The sequence below is a fragment of the Streptococcus sp. KHUD_012 genome (assembly GCF_052588255.1).
This window is the reverse complement of the sequence record NZ_CP159355.1, coordinates 1,022,862-1,044,333: the sequence shown is the minus strand read 5'-3', so window position 1 is coordinate 1,044,333 and position 21,472 is coordinate 1,022,862. Positions and strand designations below refer to the sequence as shown.

The following is a 21,472-nucleotide window of genomic DNA, read 5'->3' as shown; positions in this document are numbered from 1 at the left end:
GTAAAATGTTAGGTAGGAGGTTTACCTATGTTAGTCTTTTCAGAATACCAAACCGACACTATTGATCTATCCCTTGATTTTTACGGCTACGAAGATTGCCCCAAGAATTATGAATTTGGTCCTAGCTTTCGAGACAATTTTGTTCTGCATTTTATCACCAAGGGAAAAGGTGTCTTTCACATCAATAAAAACGAAATCCATTTAGAAGCCGGGGATCTCTTCCTTCTCCCTAAAAATATGGTGACCTACTACCAGGCAGACGCAGAAGATCCTTGGTCCTACTACTGGATTGGGATTAGTGGCACCAAGGTGAGTGATTTCATGCGCTTTTCAACCTTACATGCCAAAGGCTTTCTAAAGAAAGATGAGGTGGACACAGAGCGGATCGGGCTGTTTATGGAGCAGCTTGTCCACAAGGCAGAGGACTCTAAGATGACCTCGCACTACCAACTCCACCTCCTCTCTCAGATCTATGAACTGCTATTTCTTATCAGTGAAGTGGCTCCCGACATCCATCGGAACCATCCATCTCCAACCTATCAACTCTATCTGACTTGCAAGCATGTGATTGAGACGCATTACGCAAAAGAGCATCTCAGTATTCAACAGATCGCCGATGACCTCAATGTCCATCGGTCTTACCTGACAACTGTTTTTAAGGAGTTCCACCAGATCTCTCCCAAAGAATTCTTGCACTCGGTCCGCATGCAACGTGCCCAGCAGTTACTGACCAATACAGACGAAAGCATCAAGATCGTGGCTTACTCGGTTGGCTTTTCAGATCCCCTCTATTTTTCAAAGGCCTTTAAGGCCTATAGCCACCTGACTCCTAGCCAATATCGCAGCAAACATAAAATTTAGTAAAAATTTATTTCTTTTTACTAGCATTTAGAGTATACTGGAACTAGTAAGCAATAAAGGATGAACCATGGCAACGATTAAAGACATTGCAGAAAAAGCAGGCGTTTCTCAGGCAACGGTCTCTCGCGTCCTCAACCAAGATGTGACCTTATCGGTTGGTGAAGACACGCGCAGTCGGATTCTTCGCATCGCTGAAGACCTGCATTACCAAAAGAAAAGCCGCAAAACAGCGCCTCAACCAGTCGAAGATTCTCATAAAATCGTCATCTTTGAATGGTACACGCGCGAAGAAGAATTAGAGGACCTCTACTACTATGCCATTCGGATGGGCTTGGAGAAACAAGCCCAGGAATTAGGCTATGAGATCTTTCGTATCTTCAACAAGGACGATTGGTCTTTGATTCAGGAGGCAGACGGCATTATTGCTCTTGGGAAATTCAGTCCCAAGACCATTCAAGATCTAGAAAGCTACGGCAAACCCCTGATCTTTGTCGATAGCAATACCCTCTATCTGGGGCATTCTTGCGTGACGACCGATCTAGAAGATTCTGTCATCACCGCTCTCGAGTATTTCCTTGATCATGGCCACAAGGATATTGGACTCTTGGTCGGTCAGGAAGAGACCGCAGATGCGACACCGCTTCAGATGGATCCTCGTCAACGAGTCTTTCAACAGTTTCTCACGGAAAAAGGGCTTTATGAGGAGCGCTTTGTCGCTGTCGGCCAGTTCTCAACTGAGTCAGGCTATCAGATGATGGAGCAGCTGATTCAAGCACTGGGCGACGACTTACCAACTGCCTTTTTCATGGCCAGTGATGCCATAGCTGTTGGGGCCCTCCGGTCCCTTCAGGAACACCAAATCGCTGTACCTGATCGCGTCAGTCTCATTTCCTTCAATGATACCTCGATTGCTAAGTATGTCTTTCCTGCCCTCTCTACAGTGACCGTATACACAGAAGAAATGGGCAAGCAAGCCATTCAGCTGTTGCGGCAAACCTTTCAAGGGAGTCAACCAAGCGTTCCCTGCATGGTCAAATTAGCCACCAAACTGACGATTCGAGACAGCAGTCGTTAGGAGGTCTTATGAAAACACACGAAATCCTCTTTCAAACCCTTTCTCAGGCAGATGATTATGTCAATGGGGAGCAGCTGGCAAAAGAACTAGGTGTTTCCCGCACCTCTATCTGGAAGGCTATCCAACGTCTAGAAAAAGATAGGGTCGTCATCGAATCCCTAAAAAAGAAGGGCTACAAACTGGTCTCAGGCGATATTCTGCTTCCTGAGGTTATCGCAAAAAATACTCAGTTGACCGTGTCCTTGAATGAAGACTGTGGTTCCACCCAATTGGATGCCAAATTAGGCATAGAAAGCCATCAAGAAGGCAAGGCGCTCTACCTAGCCAAGTCGCAGTCCGCTGGAAAGGGCCGCTTTGGTCGTGACTACTACTCTCCCGATCAGGGCGGTATCTACATGTCCCTTCATCTCAAGCCTCAACTGCCCCCTGCGGAGCTCCCCCCATATACCCTCATGGTCGCTGGGGCTATCTACAAGGCTATTAAAAACCTGACCCTGATCGATATCGATATCAAGTGGGTCAATGATATTTACTACCGCCATAAAAAAATTGGGGGAATCCTCACCGAAGCTATCACGTCCATCGAGACTGGTCTCGTCACGGATGTTATTATCGGAGTCGGTCTCAATTTAGCTATCCCTACTTTTCCAGAAGCGCTAGAAAGCAAGGCGGGGTCTTTATTTGAAGGACCTTGTCCCATCACCCGCAATGACCTCATCAGTGAGATCTGGAAGGAATTCTTCCAAACGGATGTCGATGAACTGGTCTACCTCTATAAAGAGCGCTCCCTGGTCCTAGGACGAACCGTTACTTTTGAGCAGAACCAACAGACCTATCAGGGCCTCGCCAAAGATATCTCTGATACCGGCCAACTCTTGGTCCAATTAGACAATCAAGAAGAAATCTGGCTCAATAGCGGAGAAATCTCCTTGACGAAATGGTGAAAATAAGTATAGAAAAAGCCACCCGAGGGTGGTTTTTTTGATCTATTTTGAAAGCTCCTTCTACCCAAAAACTACGGAACTTCATTCTTTTTAAGATATCCATAACTAGTTACGGCTTTAACTCTTGCTCCATTTTTTTACAAAGCGATTTAATTCTGTTTGCACTTTTTCTAGGAGCTCTGTTTGCTGAGAATCACTGACTCCAACTCGGTTAGTGGTCCCATCTTTCTCCGTATGGAAATAACTAGCATGTAGTAATACCCACTCTTTATCTAATGAAAAGGCTACATCTATTTTTTCACCCTCAATGATCGTTGAAGAGGTAATCAAGATTTTATTGTCATCTGGACTAGGAACTCGTACCATCCATTTCCAGTTGGTCTATGCCACCCACACGTCTGATCTCCGCGTCTGAAGGAATCCCATAGCCAGCTTCTCTAATGGTATTGGCATTACGACGATCAAGTATTCTTGCCAGCAATTCAATTTTATTTTTAGATGAAAAATTTGGAGCTGGTTGTTCATCCGGAACAAAGAGATGCCAAGCTACTAACACAGTCATTCCTAACAATAGAAAGATCAATCCCTTTTTTATCACAGATATCCTCCTCTCCTCACGTCTTTTCTAGCTCCGCTTCGATGTATGTCTAGTATAGAACAAACCACAGCGAGGGTGGTTCGTTATTATCATAATTAAAAACACCCCAAAAGTTAGAAATATCCAACTTTTGAGGTTTTAATCAATTAAGGCTCATTATTGATAACAGAACCATCAATACCAAATGTATAAGAAACACCATCAATAACTAACGTTTTATTTGATGCAAATGCACCACCATCGTTAGGATCCGCATAATATTTTCTTCCATTTAATTCTAGCCACCCCGTCTTTAAATCACAATTAGCTGGGTCAAAATAATAAGTTTTTCCATCTTGAAACGTAACCTGACCAGCAAATGCCTTACCAAATTCGTCAAAGCAATACGTTTTCCCATCTATAGTTTGCCAACCTGACACTTGTGCTCCACTTTCTGGGTCGTAATAATACCACTCTAGACCACGCTGTCCTTGTTTAGATATCCAGCCCGTTTTCATATCGGAATTAACTGGATCGAAATAATAACTTTTATCACCTATCTTTTGGAAACCTTTTAACGCATGATGGAGAAAGTAATACCATTTCCCATCTATATTTCTCCAACCGGTAGCTTTTTCTCCACTTACAGGGTCGTAATAATTCCATTCCGTACCAGTATATCCTGGATTAGATATCCAACCAGTTTTCATATCACCATTAACTGGATCAAAATAATAAAGTTTTCCATCTAAATTTTGTTCACCCATACGTGCCCCATCTGTCGTAAGGTAATACCATTTCCCATCTATGTTTTGCCATCCAAGTTTTTTATCACCATTAACTGGATCAAAATAAGACCAGTTTTTGTATATATCCCCATTAACATACCTACCCTCACGTAGATACCAGCCGGTCATCATATAACCTCTTTCATCAAATTTATACCACTTCCCGTTAATCTGAGCTTCTGTATCTTTATAATAGGAACCATAATATGTTTGATACCACCAACCAACATTATCTCGATGCCAATCAGCCTTTACTTGAGATACTGGAGTTAAAAGTAATATACCTAATACAATACCTAGCAAAAACTTAGTTGCTTTTTTCATTTTTATTTCCTCCTTATATTTTGTATACGCTTTCATTGTAACATGTTTATTTCTCTAAATCAAATGATGTATGGATATAGAGAGGTCGCTGTCAACGAATTCAATTATAAAGCACTCTCTTTTTATTTATCCTTTTAAAGGCTATCAGTATCCACTTTTAGATAAAATTATATAAGATATTATCTAAAAGTAATTAAAGAAATAACCTGCTCTATTATTAAATTTTTAGCAACTGACTTTATCAATGATTATAAATGAAGCTTATTAACTACCTAATAACTCACTCTGGTTATATTATAAAATTCTTTATCATCATAGTTAAAAACACCTTGACAGTTAGAAAAAAATCTAACTTTCAAGGTGCTGATCAATTAAGGTACATTGTTAATAAGAGTACCTCCATAATCGAATGTGTATGAAACACCGTCTATTATTAAAGTTTTATTTGATGCAAATGCACCACCATCATTTGGATCTGCATAATATTTATATTTACCTAACTCTAACCATCCTATTTTCAATTCACAAGTATCTGAATCAAAATAATATTGTTTTCCTTCTATATATATACGACCACTGGATGCCCCATACTCACCAAAGTAATACCTTTTCCCATCTATGTCTTGCCAACCTGATAGCTGTTCCCCACTTTCTAGGTCGTAATAATATTTTCTTGTAGCAGAGGCCTTTTCTCTGGTTACCCAACCCGTTTGCATATCGCAGTTAACCGGGTCGAAATAATAATTTTTTCCATCTAAATTCTGGGAACCTTTTAACGCACTATGTTGAAAGTAATACCATTTACCGTCTATATTTTGCCAACCCTTTACTAATGCTCCACTTACGGGGTCATAATAATACCAATTTGTATCTGAATTCTCTTGTTTGGAAATCCAACCAGTTTTCATATCAGCATTAACTGGGTCAAAATAATAATGTTTTCCATCTATATATTGTTTACCCATAAGTGCCCCATCTCTAGTAAGGTAATACCACTTTCCATCTATATTTTGCCAGCCAATCTTTTGATCACCATTTACTGGATCAAAATAAGACCAGTTTTTTATTATCCCCCACCTACTATCATTACGCTCCCATATTAGCTGCCAGCCGGTCATCATATAACCTCTGTCATCAAATTTATACCACTTCCCGTTTATTTTAGCTTCTGTGTTTTTATAATAAGAACCATTATTTAGTGAATACCACCAACCAACATTATCTTGATGCCAATCAGCCTTAGCTTGAGATACTGGAATTAAAAGCAATATTCCTAATACTCCACCTAGCAAAAACTTAGTTGTTTTTTTCATTTTCATGTCCTCCTTATATTTTTGTATACGCTTTCATTGTAGCATGTTTATTTCTCTAAATCAAATGATGTGTGGCTATAAGGAGAGCTAAATTTAAGGACAAACTAAAAGAATCCTCACATTTTTCTTATAACAACAGAGTCACTTACTCCTCTACTTATTTTCTTCCAAAACATTGCCAATGTCCATTTAATGTCAAATACAATGTGACTCATCTATCAATTGTTTATTTATCGATTGCGAAATCCCCTAAAACCAGTAATTTGAAAAATAACAAAATTTTAAAAATCTTAAATTAAGTCTTGAATATTCATCAGAGCAAACTCTTAACTTTCCGGAAAACGTTTCTTTTTTTAGAAAAATATAATTTCATTATTTATCATTCAATAATTTTTGATTCCTTTATACTTTACCAAACACCAGCCTCCTATTATCCCCCCACTTGTGGTATGATGGTAGAGTATGTTTAGGTGCCGAGCTACTCGAGCACCTCCGTGCTAAAAGGAGAACGAATATGAAAATCGCATGGAATGAAATTAAATACCAACCCAAGAAGTTTATCCTGATTGAACTCCTCATTACCATCCTCATGTTTATGGTGGTATTCTTGTCCGGTCTGACAAATGGACTGGGCCGGTCGGTATCGGCCCAAATCGATAACTATGGGTCGCTGCACTACATCCTTTCGACGGATTCAGAAGGGATTATCCCCTTTTCAACTATTAAGGTGAAGGATTTAGATGAGGTCCAAAAGATAGAGGGGATGGACTATTCGGGCTTGTCCATCCAGCGAGCAACCGTCTCAAAATCAGAGGATTCCAATACTCTGGATATCACCTACTTCGCGACCGATCACAACGAAGAAGAAATCCTCAATCCAATCATAGAAGATACCGACCTCAAGATCTCCGACTTAAAGAAAAACGAGGTCATTTTGGACAGTTCTTTCAAAGAGGATGAAGGGATCCAAGTCGGCGATCAAGTGATCGATAAAACCTCTAAGCAAAAACTCAAGGTCGTGGCCTTCGCGAAAAATGCCAAATACGGCTATAGCGAGATTGGTTTCATCAGCTCGGATACCTACACAGGCATGCGGCAAAAAACAGATCCAAGCTATCAATGGCAAGCCCAAACCCTTGTGACCAAAAAAAGCATTACTTCTAGCGATCTAACCAGCAACTTGATGGTGGCGGATAAGAAGCAAGTAATCGATAAAATCCCTGGCTACAAGGCTCAAAACCTGACGCTACGGATGATCACGTGGGTGCTCTTACTCGCTTCTTCAGCTATCCTTGGGGTTTTCTTCTATATCCTCACCTTGCAGAAGTTGAAACAGTTCGGCGTCTTGAAGGCCATTGGCATGTCCATGAGCCAGATTACCTATGTCCAACTATCCCAGCTCACCATCATCTCCCTCATCGGAGTGCTATTGGGGCTTGGCTTGGCAACCATGATGGCGCCATTTTTACCCAATAGCGTCCCTTCCTTTATGACCCTGAAAGACAACCTCACCATCTCGGTTAGCTTTATCCTGACCTCTATTTTGTGTGGGGCCTTGTCCCTTGTCAAAATCAAAAAAGTAGATCCAATCGAAGTCATTGGTGGAAATGGAGAATAAGATGGCTATTATCGAATTAGAAAATATCAGAAAATCCTACGCCGATGGCAGCCAGATGCACCATGTCCTCAATCAGCTTAATTTAAGCGTCGAACCCAACGAATTTGTCGCCATCTTGGGCCCTTCAGGATCTGGCAAGTCCACGCTTTTAGCCATCGCTGGCTTGCTTTTATCAGCGGATGAGGGGTGGATTCGCATCGCAGGCCAAGACTTGACTGGTCTCAACCAAGGCCAGTGGACGCAAAAACGGCTAGAATTGCTCGGCTTTATCTTTCAAGACCACCAGCTCCTCTCCTATATGAAAATCGGTGACCAGTTAGAACTGGTGGCCAAATTAAAAGGGGAAAAGGACAAGAAAAAATGCCAAGAGGAAGTCAAAGCCTTGTTGACAGATCTTGGCATCGAAGCTTGTTACCACCAATATCCGAATCAGATGTCTGGTGGGCAAAAGCAACGGGCAGCCATTGCTCGAGCCTTCATCGGAAATCCACAGGTCATTTTAGCCGATGAACCAACGGCTAGCCTAGACCCGGATCGGGGACAAGAAATCGCCCAGTTGATCCAGAAAGAAGTCAAATCCAAAAACAAGAGCGCCATCATGGTGACCCATGACCGCTCCATCCTGACCTATGTGGATACCATTTATGAATTAAAACACGGCCAATTGCATAAGGTAGAAAAGGTTGATTAAATACAAGAGAGTGGGACAGAAATCGGTAATTCGTTAGAATTCGATTTCGTCGTCCCACCTCCGCACAGTTGAGTAGGGCTGTAAAAGCTGATGAAATCAGCGTAGTAGAGCCCACTCAACCACTGCGTCTTGCTCAACAATCCAAAAATAATTGAGAGGCTAGGACTTTTGTCCCAGCCTCTTTTTATTCTTGTGGATCTTTGGGCAGTTCCATACGGAAGCGCAAGCCCATAGCCGTTTTATCAAATTGGTAGGCCAGCTCTTCATGGTCTAGCAAGTGTTGGACCACAAAGAGTCCCAAGCCACCTTCCTTCTTCTGTTGGCTAGCGGTCATTGGCATCTCAGCGGTCTCTACCATTTCCTGGCTGGTATTTTCAACAGCCAAGTGCGTCCCTTCCTCTTCAAGACGGAGCTGAATCTCTCCACCGGCATCCGAATGCTTAACGGCATTACTGATGACATTTGAGAGGACCAATTTCAGAATCGCTGGGTCCATATAGACTGGTTTGACTGGGATCTGATTGTCAATCGTGAGCGAGCGGGATTGAACCAAGACCTTGTACTGGTCAAGGATCTGCTCTACGACCTGATCCAGCTGGATCCACTCCTTGTCTCCGGCCAATTCTTGGACAGAAGAAAGGGACAGGATTTCTAAGACGATCTGGTTCATCTCATCGACGATATCGAGGGAGACCGACAGGTAGTGGTCCCGATCCTTGTAGCGGCCGATCTTATCCCGCATATTTTCAAGGATAATCTTCAAGCTGGCCAGAGGGGTCTTGAGCTCGTGCGAGGCCCCCCGTAGGAATTCGACTTTCATCTGCTCCAACTTCAGATTTTCCTGTTTCTGCTGCTCTAGATTGTCGATCACCTCTAGGAGATGGTGATAGAGATCGTTGATCTGTTGCTTGAGGACGCCGATCTCATCCTGTGAATGAATGGGAAGACTGGCTGTCCGATCCAAGCGCTTCATCCGCTTGGTCATCTGCTTGATCTCAAGGATCGGAGCAGAAATCATGCGGGCATAGAGATAGGAGGCAAGGAGTGACAGAACAAAGGAAGCGAGGAGACTATAGGGAAGAAAGCCCAGACTGATGTCCCGCGCTTCCTTTTGGGAATCGACAGTTGCTAAGAATTGCAAGGTCAAGTCCTTTCCCTCTTTGGTCTGGATCTTTCGCTCTTCAATGACCAGGGAATTGTTCTGGCTATCCGGGTTCAGGAGCAAGTCATCCTTTACCTCTAGGGCATTTTGTTTTTCCTTGCCCTTGATTGAGACCTTGATATCATTGGTTTTGGAATAAAGGTCGATGACCGACTCAATGGTCCCTTCTTCCTGGCCTTGGAAACTCTTGGCTAGGGCCTGTGATTTCTTCAAAATCGTCTGGCGCTGAGACTCGATATAGGTCGACGGGAAAATAAAGTAAACCGAAGCATGTAGAAGGATGACTAAGCCACTAAATAGGGCAAAGGTGATCAGAAAGATCTTTGCAAAGATACTCCGTTTGGTCATGGTCTCTCCAATTTATAGCCGACATTGCGTACCGTAACGATACAGTCCAGCTCTAGTTTTTTTCGTAGTTCCTTGATATAGACATCGATCACCCGGTCAAAAGGAATCTCCTCTGTCTCCTTCCAGACGGCATCGAGGATCTGAGAGCGGGTCCGTGCCTTGCCCTCATGATGGAGCAAGTATTCCAAGATTTCCAACTCCTTGGCATTCATAGAGATGGCTTGCCCAGCTAGACTGGCTGTGTAGCTCTCAAAATCCACCCGTGCCTCTCCATAGGTGAAGACCCGGGAAGGCTGGAGCTTTTTAAAAATAGCTTCGATACGGACCTTTAAAAGTGACAAGGAGAAAGGTTTTTCCAGGTAGCCATCTGCCAACTCTCCAAAGGCCGTCAACTTATAGTCCTCGTCATGGAAGGCCGTCAGCATGAGGACAGGGACTGAGCTGGTCTTCCGGATGGTCTTAAGGACCTCCAAGCCATTGAGGATAGGGAGCTGGATATCCAGCAAGACCAGATCTGGCGCCTCTCTGTGAAAGAGGTCCAGGGCCTCCTGCCCATCTCCTGCTTCAAAGACTTCATAACCACATTCCATGAGATAGTCGCTCATCCCTTCGCGAATCAGGACTTCATCTTCTACGATTAGTATCTTCATACACTTTCCTTTTATCTAAGAAACTTCTTCTACCTCCTATTATACCCTATTTCTATTTTAGGAAACAATCTCTTATTCGACATCCACCAAGAGATCTTTTGGTTTCTTATGCAAGAGCCATTGAGAAGAAAGGATGGATACGAGAATCAAGAGGAGGCCGCCAACCAAGACAATCACCAGCAATTGGCTCGGTTGGATGTCCATATGGAGGTCTGTCAGGGTCTTACTGAAGCTTTCTGCCTCAGCTCCACCACCAAGGTTGGCTGCAGAGGATTCTTGAGCCATTTGTTTGGCAATGCCACTGGTTACGTTCTTAAGCACCGTATCTCCCACAGCTTTGGCAAGAAGTCCTGCAACTCCATAGGAAAGGAGGAAGGCTGGGATGGAAATCATGACCAATTCTGCTACGAATTGTCCCGCAATCTGTACCTTAGAGAGTCCTAGAGCCAATAAGATTCCCACTTCTCTGCGACGGGCATTGAGCCACAAGACGAGGAGAAGGGTGAGAAGCAAGCTAGCAAAGATGAGGCTACCGATAAACAAGTAGTCTGCCACTTGGAACATGCTGCTAATGGATTTTTGCAAGGCTGGATAGTTAGAAGAGCTCTTAACCAAGTCAAAGTAATTCCATGGGATATCCAAGGCTTTGATTTTTTCGATCAAGGCATCCAGGTCCTGATCCCCCTTGGCAAAGAAGGTTGCATCCTCATAGGTAGCTGTTTGGACAGTATTGCCATAGAGTTTAGCAGCTGTATCCAGGTCAGAAATGAGGGTATCTTCATACAATTCTTGGGCGTAAGTTAGAGGAGCTTGGTTCTTCCCTGAGAACAGACCCTTAATGGTCACTTCGACGGTTTCATTGGCCCCTTTTTCATTGTCAGCATCGTAGAGATTAGACTTGAGACGCACCTTATCGCCTACCTTGAGGCCATTCTTTTTCGCCAAATCTTCGTGCATGAGGATTTGGTTTTTGTCCTTATCCGTCAGGTGCTCCCCTTGGACCAGCTTGTAGGCTCCAGAGACAAACTTATCTTCTTTAGAAGAATCATTGACCCCCGTCACCATCAAGGTATTCTTGAAGTGCTTGGCCCGCTCTGGAGATTGATTTTGCAGGGTTTCTTCAGTCTCAATGATCTCGTGGTCTAGGATATCTGCGATGGCATTGATCCGCCTGATGGAGGAAGTGATCCCCTCTACCTGGCTGATTTTTTCGATATCTTCTCCTCTGAGATTCCCAGCTCCACGAGGGGTTCCTGGATTGGTCCGGCGGTTGATCTGCATGGAGAAGCTATTGGTAATGGATCCCAGGCTTTCCGATGAAGCTTTTTGGGTCGCTCCCTTCATGGAGAGTCCGATCAAGCTCAAGGTCCCCATGAGGAGAATGATGGCAAAGAGCAAGAGGGACTTGGGCCATTTACGTGTGATATAAGCAAAAGCATTGCGCAACATAACATTCCCTCCTTACTTACTCTTCTCAACGAGGCTACGGCGACTCAATTCCAAGACCACATCGGAGGCCTCTGCCACTTCCTTACTGTGGGTGACGACGATGACACATTTTTGGCGTTCCTTGGCCAGTTTCTTTAAAATGGCAATGATGTCACCAGCTGTCTGTTCGTCAAGGTTTCCAGTCGGCTCATCTGCCAAGATGACAGGTGCTTCTGAAACGAGCGCACGCGCAATGGCCACCCGCTGTTGCTGCCCTCCAGATAGTTGCAGGACATTGCGTTTGATTTGCGTTTCGTCCAATCCCAATTCCAAGAGAATTTCTTTCCCAGCTTGTTTGTTGACCAGACGGACATTTTCCAGTGGCGTCAAATAATCGATTAGATTGTAATTCTGAAAGACCAGGGAGACATGGTGCTTGCGGTGGTAGCTAGACCCTTTGATCTGGATGTCCTCCCCATCAAAGAGAACCTGCCCCTTCTTGGGATTATCCAGTCCAGCCAAGAGGGAGAGGAGAGTCGATTTCCCTGCTCCAGACTGACCGATAATACTGTAAAATGTCCCATTTGCGAACTGATAGTTCACGTCTGAGAAGATCTCTTCTTGGTAGCTTTGGTAACTATAGGATACATGTTTGAGTTCTAACATAGGTGTCATTTCTCCTTAACTCATTTTTGTTAATATTTCTTTTGGACTCTTGCGCCAGATCATGCTGGTAGTTACACCGAGCGACAGAAGGATCAAGCACAAGAGGCTAGCATAGGCGATTCCTAAGGAAAGTCCTTGAGGGATTTGGTTGAGTAATTCTAGGGTCTGCTGTTGACCGGTCTGTCCGACAAACTGCTCTAAGAAACGATGGCTGACCATCCGACCGATGAGAAAGGCTGGGATCACCGCTAGTAAGGATACTAGCACCACCTCCAAGAGGAACTGTCTAAAGATCCGGCCCTTGCTCTTCCCAATGGATAAGAGGACGCCGATTTCATGGATCCGCTCCCGTGTCCAGAGACTGAGTAAGAGCGATAGAGCACCGGCTCCCGTCACCAGGAGGACGATCATCATGATCCGCACCAGGCCTTCTAGGGTCTGAGAGGATTCCTTCATCTGGTCAAATGCCTTGCGATCTTCGACCACGCGTAGCGATTGCCAATCCAGATCCAAGCTTTTAACTTGCTTCAAGAGGGCATCGATTTTCTCAGGATCTTTGACCCCAAAGGTTACCTGGGTCACTTCTTGCTGACTGAGACCAAGAAGCTTGGTCGCATCCTCATAAGAAAGGTAGACTTGATTCTCACTCAAATCAGAGGTCATTCCTGTGAATTTTTCCTGTTTCTTACCCGAAAAGATCCCAACGATTTTAAAGGTTTGCCCTTTGGCAGGAGTCTCTCCCATCTGAAAGCTGGATAAGGTCAAGGAATCTCCGACCTTTAGCTTATTCTTCTTAGCCAACTCTTGGTGAATCAAGATCTGCCCGCGAGCCTTATCGGATAAGTGCTTGCCTTGCACCAGTTGAAAACTGCCACTGCGGAAATCTAGGTGCTGGTCTGTCTTCTGGGTAAAAACAGCGCCTAGCGCTTGCTTAGCTTCCTGACCCAAATCATCCCGCTCTACCGACTGCTGCCCAGTCACCGCTTCTTTACCAAGAATACGAACGGGACTTTCATATTGAGGAACCATGGCTCCCACCCCAGCTAGCTGCTGCACCTTTTTAGCCTCCTTCAGTGCAAAGGGAGTAGCCCCCTGCTTACTGGTCAGGGCAAAGCTGGTCCCAGCCGACTGTTTGATATGGTTCTCCAACCTTTCTCCCACTTGCATCAGTGAAAAACAGAAATACAAGCAAGAAAGGATCAAGAGGAGAATCAGAAAGAGGACCAGATTCCTCGTTCTTTTTCGAGAAATATAGGCGATTGCCTGTTGTAAGAGCATGATCTTACCCTCCATTTCAAAGCCCACGACAATACAATGTGGACGCTTTCATCATTTGTTGCTTTCATTATAGAGGAGAAATGTGAAATGTTTATGAAATAGAAAAAGTTTCCTAAATTTTCTAGGAAACTATATTCGATTTAAATAATATTAGGAAAATATGCGTCCCACCTGCTTGACCTTATTTTTCAAAGATTTCTCCTTCTTGGATCCTTGAAAAGATCTGATCGGTCAGTCGGACATTCAAGAAGCCCCAAAGAGCGAAACCACCAAAGGTAAAGAGATAAATAGCTGTCAGTAACCGTTCAGGACTACTGAGACTGATATAAACCACTGCCAGATTGAAGAAGACAAGAAAGATGGTTTGAATTGGATTTAAGAGAGCAATGAGGAAACTATTCAGACAGACCTTTCTTGTAGGGTCTTCAAAGAGGCCAATATAAGGGAAGATCAAGGTCATCCCTCCACATAGAAGGACGATAAAGGGAAGCAAGATCCAAATCCCATACTCACTTAAAAAGGCCGTATTTGAAAAAAGACAGTAATCCAGATAAAGAAGGGCTGATAGTCCTAGGCAAGTCAGCCAAATCACCGTCGCTTGCTTGAAATTGGCGCGAAAGAGACGGAAAAAATGAAAGACGAGATCCGTATCTTCCCCTTTCAACAAGCGGTGCCACATGGTTGCTAAAGCCGTAAGCGATGCACCGATCGTGAGAACCGGAAGGCAGCAAACGATAAACAAGGTGTTCAAGATAATAATGTCTGTCAACCGGGTCAAGGTCTTGACCAAGCGTCCATCCAATGAAAATAATTTTTGCATCTTCTTCTCCTTGTTCTTCATCTCAATTTCTGCTACTTCCTCTACGGAAGCACTCAGGGGCTCTACGCCCCTGAGTTACTTACTTGAATCCATTTAGACCCCTGTTACTTCACTTCTTTTTGGTAACGATCATAGGCATCCTGTTGAATCTTCATAAAGTCATCAATGCCCATCTTCTTCAAGGTTGCTTTGTAATCATCCCATTCTTTTTCAATGCCCCCTTCTACTACCCATTTAGAAGCTTGTTGGGTAACATAGGAGTTGATATCTACATAAATAGAGGATAATTTGTTCAATTCTTCTTGAGAGTAGATGACATTTGGATATGCTGGCAAAGCGTATTGTTTCAATTCTTTGTCCATCTTCAATTTGAGACCATCACCTTGTGTTTGGTCGATGTCGACATGACTATTGATATCATCAGACACATATTTTGGTCCAAAGTCACGAAGGGAATTGATCCAAGCCCATTCATCGGCTGATTTACCATCTTTTGGAGCCAAGACCTTGTACTTATCGCCATCTTTTTCAGTCGCAATACCAAAGGATCCATAGAAGTTTTGGATGCTGGCATCATCCTTGTAGAATTTATCCAACCATTTGAGCAATTTTGCAGGGTCCTTGCACTTATTCGTGATCAGGATTTCATTTCGTCCATAGTTCAAATGATCTGGGTCAGAAATGACATATTGTTTGCCATCTGGGCCTTTCAATGCTGGGAGAGGAGCATATTCGCTAGCATGTTGGCCGAAGGTTGCATCTGCTGTCCAACCACTTGACACACCGACACGCGCCACACCCTTATCCATCCGTTTGGCAACAGACATAGAGGTATCTTCTGTAAAGAGTTCAGGGTCGATCAAGCCTTTCTTGTAGGCTTCATGCATAGCCGCTATCCCTTGTTTATAACTTTCTTCTGTTCGTAGATAGACCGGCTTGCCATCTTTGACGGACATTTCATAGGTATTATCTCCACCCAGACGGTTGTTGAATGGCAAGATATAAGAGAAGGTCGGATCAAAGTTACCAGAACCAAATGGAATTTCATCATTGACATCCCCATTGCCATTAGCATCCTTATCCTTAAAGGCTTGTAAAACAGTCACCAATTCATCATAGGTTTCGGGCATCTTCAAGCCAAGGTTGTCCAACCATTTCTTATTAATAAAGAGCTGGTTGCCGACGATTGGCCGCATTGGCAATTTCTTAGGCAGGCTGTAAATATGACCATCTGGGTTGGTCACCATGGCTTTTAATTTTGGTTCTTTTTCAAAGGCCTTGTTCAAGTTTGGCATATTATCCTTGATCAAGTCTTCCAATGGAATGAACATGTTTTGGTTCTGAGCGATTTCAGAATCCGTGAAGGCATTGGATCCCAAGAAAGCGTCTGGTAAATCTCCACTGGCAACAAGGACAGATTTCTTATCCGACCAGTCTGCAGCCACCATGGTATCCCATTTGATCTTGATACCTGATTCCTTGGCTGAATCATCTAGAAAACCTTTGTGATAGTCTTCCCCCCAATCCGACCAACGAACGGTCGTGATCTTGAAGGTATTTCCATCATTCTTGTCATTGCTTGATTTATTTGTGGAAGCTCCACAAGCTGTCAAGCCAGCTAAAGCAGCTGCTCCAAGGAGCAGATAGGCAAATTTCCTGTTTTTCATGATCTTCTCCTATTCTTTCAAGGCCCCTATCATGACACCTTGATTAAAGTATTTTTGGACGAATGGATACAGCATCATAATCGGTGCTGTTGAGATAACGATGGCTGCATATTTCATCATATCAGCCTTAATACGGAGGTCAGAAGCTACCTCCCCTGTTGCTTGCGATTGCAACATTTGATTACTAATTAAGAGACGGCGCAGGATCAGTTGTAGGGGTTGGAGATTTTCATTGGTCAAATAAATCAAGGCATTGAACCAAGAATTCCAGATCCCTACTGCTGTCCAAAGTCCAATAACGGCAATAATAGCCTTGGACAAGGGGAGCACGATCTTTCTGAAGTAATGAATGGTTCCACAACCATCGATCTGGGCGGCTTCCCACATCCCTTCTGGAATACTATTGTTAAAGAAAGTTCGAGCTACAACGATATTGTAAGGAGAAACTGCAAATGGTACGACCATTACCCAGAAGGTGTCGACCAAACCCAATTGTTTGACTGTCAAATAAATGGGAATCAAGCCCCCAGAGACGAACATAGGAACGATAAAGAAAACACTGACCCATTTCTTAGCAAAGAGGTCCTTTCGCGACAAGGCGTAACCAGCCGGGATATTAATGACCAGGGCAACGATGGTCCCTACAACCGTGTAGAGGATGGTGTTGAGATAGCTCTTTAGAAACAAAGGCTGTTCAATCAAGCGTTGATAGCCATCTAGTCGCCATTCCCTCGGGATAAACCAAACCTTACCAGTTGCCACATCAGACGGATTACTAAAGGAGGCAATGATAACAAACCACAAAGGGTAGACAATCAAGAGAATCAAGCAAATCGCTAGACCATAGATAAAAACATCAAAGAGAATTTCTGACTTGGTCTTTCTCGCATGTTGAAACAATTTCACAATTTCTCCTCCTTTCTAGAACAATCCTGTCTTGGTATAGCGTTTCGCAAACCAGTTGACCGACAGTAAGATGATCAAGTTGACCAAGGTATTAAAGAGACCGATCGCTGTCGAATAACTATATTGGAAATTAATCATCCCCACTTTGTAGACATAGGTCGAAATGATTTCACTTCCTGCCAGATTAAGTGGATTTTGCAAGAGCAAGACCTTTTCAAAACCAACACTGAGTAGGCTTCCTGCTCTGAGAATCAAGAGAATCATCGCCGTTGGTAACAGTAAGGGTAAGTCAATATGACGGATCTTTTGCAATCGACTCGCCCCGTCCATAGTCGCTGCCTCATAAAAGGTTGGATCAATGGCCGATAGAGCGGCTAGATAGATGATACTATCCCAACCGATATGTTGCCAGACATCACTCCAGACATAGACACCTGCAAAGCTACCCGGTTTGGATAAGAGGGCAGGCATCTTTAAGCCGACCAATTTGAGGACATTGGCTAACAGTCCACTACTTGGAGAGAGAAAGAGAATAATCATCCCACACATGACCATGGTCGAGATAAAATGAGGCAGATAAGTCGTTACTTGAAAGATTTTTTTGAACTTGCCCACACGAATCTGGTTGCAAATAATGGCTAGAACAATCGGCAAGGGAAAACCAACCAGAATACTGTAAATAGAAATTTTCAAGGTATTCTTCATGGTTGTCGCAAATTGGAAGGATGAGAAGAACTGGTTAAAATACTTGAGACCAGCCCAAGGACTTCCAAATATCCCAGTAGCGGGAGAGTAATCTTTAAAAGCGATGACTAGACCCGCCATAGGGATATAAGCAAATAAAATCAATAAAATAATCGATGGCAGGAGCAGCACATATAAAGGAATATTTTTCTTCAATTTGCTCTGCTTCGCATTTACTTCGCTTTTCATAAGGCCCTCCTTTTCTTTCTCCTCTATTTTATAGGAATCCTTTCCATCTTTATAGAACTTTTTCGTTCATCTTCATTCACTTTTCCGTTTTCTCCACACAAAAACATGCACTTTCCCGATTTTTTTTACTTTACTATCGGTTTTGTTCATGAATCCGTTTTCAAATAGTGCTATAATATATGTGAGGTGCTCATTATGAAAGCTATTCACAAAAGTATACGAGATCACTCGATTCAATTTTTTTCGCGCCTACTCTTTCTCCTCTTAGTCGTCAATACCTTGATCAACCTTTTGATTGGTGGGATTAGCCGAAATTTTATTAAACACCAAAATATGCTCCATTTAGAGGACTCGATTCATATCTATGCGGATTCCTTAAATACAGAGCTTCACTCCGTTGAGCGTTTTATGTACAGTACCATTAGCCACAATGACTATTTGACAGAACTCAATACCCCGCTTGATTTCACGGATTTTCATGAAAATCTAAAAAAATTGCGGATCGATTTTACGGAGTTTCAGTACCAGATGGATAGCCCCATTACCTTTTTCATAGAGACAAGAGATATCCCCCATTTTTTCAATGCCTCCAGTCTTCAACTATCTTACCTAGATTATGTACAATTGAAAGATCATCTTAAAACCTATGACAAAGAAACAGACAAGACCAGTCAAAAATGGCAACGAATCAGCCTGAACCAGCATGATTATCTCTTGAAATCCCTTCATTACAAGGGCAAGGCTATCTATGCCATCATTTCTACCCAGGATATTTTAAAACCCTTGCAAAAGCTCAATATCGGGAAAAAAGGGCGCTTATCCATCGATCGTCCCAACCAGATCCATGCTACAGATTCCGTCATTCAAGCCGGTAGCAATCAAACCCACCTGCCTTTTGATCTTTATGTGACCGTTGATTACGGAGACGTTTTCCGTACAAATATCGTACTGGAAACCCTTCTCTCCTTGGTCCCTTTGATCATCGCCGTTCTCTCCACCATTCTGATTCTTTATATTCGTCAACGGATGATCCAGCCGATGAAACGACTCACCCAGCGTCTTTCTCAGCTAGATGCTGCTTCTACCAAGCTAGATGTAATCGAAGACCAAGGGATCTTAGAGATCGATCAGGCCAATCACAAGCTCAATCAGGTTCTGATCCATATGAAAGACCTCCAAATTCGAGCCTACCACGCGCAACTCAATCTCAAAAAAGTCGAACTCAATTACCTCAAAAATCAAGTCCGACCCCATTTTTACCTAAACATGCTCTCCATGATTCACAGCATGCTCCAAACTAAGGACTATAAGGAAATCGAGGAGTTGACCAAGGTGACTTCCAACTACTTGCGCCACCTCTTTCAAGCCAATCAAGATTTCAATCGCTTAGCAGATGAAATCCAACATATCCGAAATTACCTAGAAATCCAGAAAATCCGCTATGGGGACAGCATCCACTTTGACCTGGACTGGGATCCTGGTCTGAAAGATGCGGCTATTCCCCCTCTGCTGTTACAAACCTTTGTGGAAAATGCCATCAAACACGGCTTTTCTTTCCAAGATTCCTTCCACATCCAGCTTTCTATTCATGAAGAAGCAAACCAACACCTTGCCATTTGCCTTCAGGATAATGGTCCTGGTTTTAGCTCCGCTATCTTACAAGATCTAGCAGAGAAAAAATCCTTAGTCACAGAAGATGGCCACCACATTGGTTTGACCAATGCACAGGAACGACTAGATCTCCTCTATCCAGATCACTACGTGCTTCAATTTTCAAATGGAACCCAAGGAGGGGCCCGCATCCAACTGAGCCTTCCTTATGAACCCTACAAAGGAGACACACATGAATATCCTACTCGTTGACGATGATCGTTTTATCATTAAAGCCCTACAGGAAACCATCCATTGGGAAGCCTTGGGCATTGAGCAGGTATATACCGCCTCCAGTCTGAGCCAAGCCCAAGCCATCATTCAAAGTCACCCGATTGCCCTCATGATTAGTGATATCGAGATGCCACAAGGCAGTGGGCTAGATCTCCTAGCCTGGGTCCGGTCAGAAAAATATGACATTCAAACGATCTTCCTTACCAATTATGCTGATTTCAATTATGCCCAAAAAGCCATTGAACTCCAAAGTTTTGAATACTACCTCAAACCGATTGACCCCGACCGCTTAGAATTTATCATTCAAAAAGCCCTCAATAAGATCAAGCGCCACAAGAGTGCAGCCCAATTAGCTCAGCAAGGACAAAAAGAAGCTGAATTTTGGCATGACTACTTGCGAAAACCGCGTCCATCTCAAGCAGAACAGCTCCTTCAAGAAGTGACAAAACGGGGTTATAGCCCCAAACCACATGAAGACTACCTCTTAGTCCTCATCACTCTCCACTTAGTTGAAGAAGACTTTCACCCCAGCGTCCCTTCTTGGCGCTTGCAGCTCCGCCATTGTATCAAGGAGCTCTCCCTAGATTTTCCAGTCCACTACTGCGCCCTCAGTAAAATCGAAAGCCAGACCGATCGCTACCTCTGCCTCTTCAAAAAGAATCAGACTACAGAGTGTGCAGACTTCCTAAAGGCCATCCAGCAGAAGATCCAGCAAGACTTAGACCGATCCTCTATCCTTCTCTATTCAGATGCTATTTCCCTTGAGACGCTCTTGATGAAGGCTCTGCAACTTTGCCAATACAGTGACGAACAAGTCTTCCATTGGGACAGTATCCACTCCTATGCTTCTTTGGCTACACAACCTCAAAAGCCTGCTCATCGGACATCGCTCACTTTTACAAATCAGCTAGAGACGGAACAGCTCCTCCAAATCATCCATAGCTTAGAGACTCAAGATCGCATCCCGCTCTCAGCTCTGAGTGAACTCCAGCTAGACTGGACCCAGCAAATTGGGATTTATCTGGATAAGAACGGCATTCTCGCCCACAAGTTATTTCAAAACAAACACCATCAATTTCTCTTCGAACGACGTTTTCATGCCATCGAAGCTTTTGAAGCCTATATTGGGGATTACTGGAGCTCTGCTCGCCATTATGTGATCGATCTAGAACACCAATCCAATCTCATCCAGCGGATCACTGACTACATCGATCACCATTACAAGGAGGATATCAGTCGCACCAAGCTGGCAGAAATGGTTTTTCTTAGTCCAGATCATCTAGCGCGTGTGTTTAAGCGCGACACCGGCGAAACCTTGGTGAAATACATCACCGATAAACGGATGGCCGCCGCAAAAGAGATGCTATCGCAAAGCGATACCCCCATTTACCAAGTCGCCCTCCAGGTGGGCTATGACAACTACTCCTACTTTACAAAGGCTTTTAAACAAAAGGTCGGCCTCTCCCCAGGAGATTACCGCAAACAATGCCAAGAAGCCTTTTAAAACAAGAAAAAACCTTTGAAAAAGGATTTCTTTTC

20 protein-coding genes are annotated in these 21,472 nt (G+C 43.6%); 7 read left to right on the top strand and 13 right to left on the bottom strand.

Going from position 1 to position 21,472, the window contains the following annotated elements:
* Positions 1-27 precede the first annotated feature (27 nt).
* From ABVF55_RS04950 to birA, 3 genes are all read left to right on the top strand, one after another.
* On the top strand, positions 28-861 hold the full coding sequence (locus tag ABVF55_RS04950; protein WP_445285630.1) for an AraC family transcriptional regulator: 834 nt from the start codon (positions 28-30) through the stop codon (positions 859-861).
* Between the two features lie 67 nt (positions 862-928).
* Positions 929-1,936: a LacI family DNA-binding transcriptional regulator gene (locus ABVF55_RS04945; RefSeq protein WP_445285629.1), complete on the top strand. Its 1,008-nt coding sequence runs from the start codon at positions 929-931 to the stop codon at positions 1,934-1,936.
* Between the two features lie 8 nt (positions 1,937-1,944).
* Positions 1,945-2,880 carry a bifunctional biotin--[acetyl-CoA-carboxylase] ligase/biotin operon repressor BirA gene (birA, locus tag ABVF55_RS04940; protein ID WP_445285628.1) on the top strand — a complete coding sequence of 312 codons (936 nt, stop codon included), beginning with the start codon at positions 1,945-1,947 and terminating at the stop codon, positions 2,878-2,880.
* A 117-nt stretch (positions 2,881-2,997) separates the two neighbouring features.
* On the opposite strand, the gene ABVF55_RS04935 is transcribed toward birA, so the two are convergent.
* The 4 genes from ABVF55_RS04935 to ABVF55_RS04920 all read right to left on the bottom strand — a co-directional run bounded on the left by ABVF55_RS04935 (position 2,998) and on the right by ABVF55_RS04920 (position 5,882).
* Entirely contained in the window at positions 2,998-3,246 is a 249-nt protein-coding gene (locus tag ABVF55_RS04935; RefSeq protein ID WP_229099237.1) for a hypothetical protein, read from the bottom strand.
* A complete protein-coding gene (locus ABVF55_RS04930) occupies positions 3,230-3,478 on the bottom strand; it encodes a hypothetical protein (protein ID WP_223345523.1) in 249 nt (82 codons plus the stop codon). Before ABVF55_RS04930 ends, ABVF55_RS04935 begins: the two co-directional genes overlap by 17 nt.
* Positions 3,479-3,624: 146 nt before the next feature.
* Positions 3,625-4,569: a cell wall-binding protein gene (locus ABVF55_RS04925; protein WP_320909946.1), complete on the bottom strand. Its 945-nt coding sequence runs from the start codon at positions 4,567-4,569 to the stop codon at positions 3,625-3,627.
* A gap of 371 nt (positions 4,570-4,940) precedes the next feature.
* Positions 4,941-5,882, bottom strand: coding sequence for an N-acetylmuramoyl-L-alanine amidase family protein (locus ABVF55_RS04920; protein ID WP_045759605.1), 942 nt, complete (start codon positions 5,880-5,882; stop codon positions 4,941-4,943).
* Positions 5,883-6,396: 514 nt separating this feature from the next.
* Between ABVF55_RS04920 and ABVF55_RS04915 the strand changes: the two genes are divergently transcribed.
* Both ABVF55_RS04915 and ABVF55_RS04910 read left to right on the top strand, forming a co-directional pair.
* Positions 6,397-7,500, top strand: a complete 1,104-nt coding sequence (locus tag ABVF55_RS04915) for an ABC transporter permease (RefSeq protein ID WP_445285627.1) — start codon at positions 6,397-6,399, stop codon at positions 7,498-7,500.
* Position 7,501: 1 nt separating this feature from the next.
* On the top strand, positions 7,502-8,191 hold the full coding sequence (locus ABVF55_RS04910) for an ABC transporter ATP-binding protein (protein WP_445285626.1): 690 nt from the start codon (positions 7,502-7,504) through the stop codon (positions 8,189-8,191).
* Positions 8,192-8,375: 184 nt separating this feature from the next.
* Here the strand turns inward: ABVF55_RS04910 and ABVF55_RS04905 are convergent, their stop codons facing one another.
* The 9 genes from ABVF55_RS04905 to ABVF55_RS04865 all read right to left on the bottom strand — a co-directional run bounded on the left by ABVF55_RS04905 (position 8,376) and on the right by ABVF55_RS04865 (position 18,049).
* Positions 8,376-9,701, bottom strand: a complete 1,326-nt coding sequence (locus ABVF55_RS04905; RefSeq protein ID WP_445285625.1) for a HAMP domain-containing sensor histidine kinase — start codon at positions 9,699-9,701, stop codon at positions 8,376-8,378.
* Positions 9,698-10,351, bottom strand: a complete 654-nt coding sequence (locus tag ABVF55_RS04900) for a response regulator transcription factor (protein ID WP_049491949.1) — start codon at positions 10,349-10,351, stop codon at positions 9,698-9,700. The genes ABVF55_RS04905 and ABVF55_RS04900 overlap by 4 nt, the downstream gene beginning before the upstream one ends.
* A 72-nt stretch (positions 10,352-10,423) precedes the next feature.
* Positions 10,424-11,800: an ABC transporter permease gene (locus ABVF55_RS04895; protein WP_445285624.1), complete on the bottom strand. Its 1,377-nt coding sequence runs from the start codon at positions 11,798-11,800 to the stop codon at positions 10,424-10,426.
* Positions 11,801-11,812: 12 nt separating this feature from the next.
* Positions 11,813-12,454 (bottom strand): ABC transporter ATP-binding protein, encoded by a 642-nt coding sequence (locus tag ABVF55_RS04890; RefSeq protein WP_445285623.1) that lies wholly within the window; start codon positions 12,452-12,454, stop codon positions 11,813-11,815.
* A 6-nt stretch (positions 12,455-12,460) separates the two neighbouring features.
* Positions 12,461-13,723 (bottom strand): ABC transporter permease, encoded by a 1,263-nt coding sequence (locus ABVF55_RS04885; RefSeq protein ID WP_445285622.1) that lies wholly within the window; start codon positions 13,721-13,723, stop codon positions 12,461-12,463.
* Positions 13,724-13,904: 181 nt separating this feature from the next.
* Positions 13,905-14,543, bottom strand: a complete 639-nt coding sequence (locus tag ABVF55_RS04880; RefSeq protein WP_049472612.1) for a YesL family protein — start codon at positions 14,541-14,543, stop codon at positions 13,905-13,907.
* Between the two features lie 104 nt (positions 14,544-14,647).
* A complete protein-coding gene (locus tag ABVF55_RS04875) occupies positions 14,648-16,210 on the bottom strand; it encodes an extracellular solute-binding protein (protein ID WP_049472611.1) in 1,563 nt (520 codons plus the stop codon).
* 9 nt (positions 16,211-16,219) lie between these two features.
* Complete coding sequence (locus ABVF55_RS04870; RefSeq protein WP_049475288.1) at positions 16,220-17,116, bottom strand: carbohydrate ABC transporter permease; 897 nt, start codon at positions 17,114-17,116, stop codon at positions 16,220-16,222.
* A gap of 15 nt (positions 17,117-17,131) precedes the next feature.
* Positions 17,132-18,049 carry an ABC transporter permease gene (locus ABVF55_RS04865; RefSeq protein WP_024055802.1) on the bottom strand — a complete coding sequence of 306 codons (918 nt, stop codon included), beginning with the start codon at positions 18,047-18,049 and terminating at the stop codon, positions 17,132-17,134.
* Positions 18,050-18,244: 195 nt separating this feature from the next.
* Here ABVF55_RS04865 and ABVF55_RS04860 point away from each other — a divergent pair, with 195 nt between their 5' ends.
* Complete coding sequence (locus ABVF55_RS04860) at positions 18,245-19,912, top strand: sensor histidine kinase (protein WP_320909938.1); 1,668 nt, start codon at positions 18,245-18,247, stop codon at positions 19,910-19,912.
* Positions 19,893-21,437 carry a helix-turn-helix domain-containing protein gene (locus ABVF55_RS04855; RefSeq protein WP_320909937.1) on the top strand — a complete coding sequence of 515 codons (1,545 nt, stop codon included), beginning with the start codon at positions 19,893-19,895 and terminating at the stop codon, positions 21,435-21,437. The genes ABVF55_RS04860 and ABVF55_RS04855 overlap by 20 nt, the downstream gene beginning before the upstream one ends.
* The last annotated feature ends 35 nt before the right edge of the window (positions 21,438-21,472 follow it).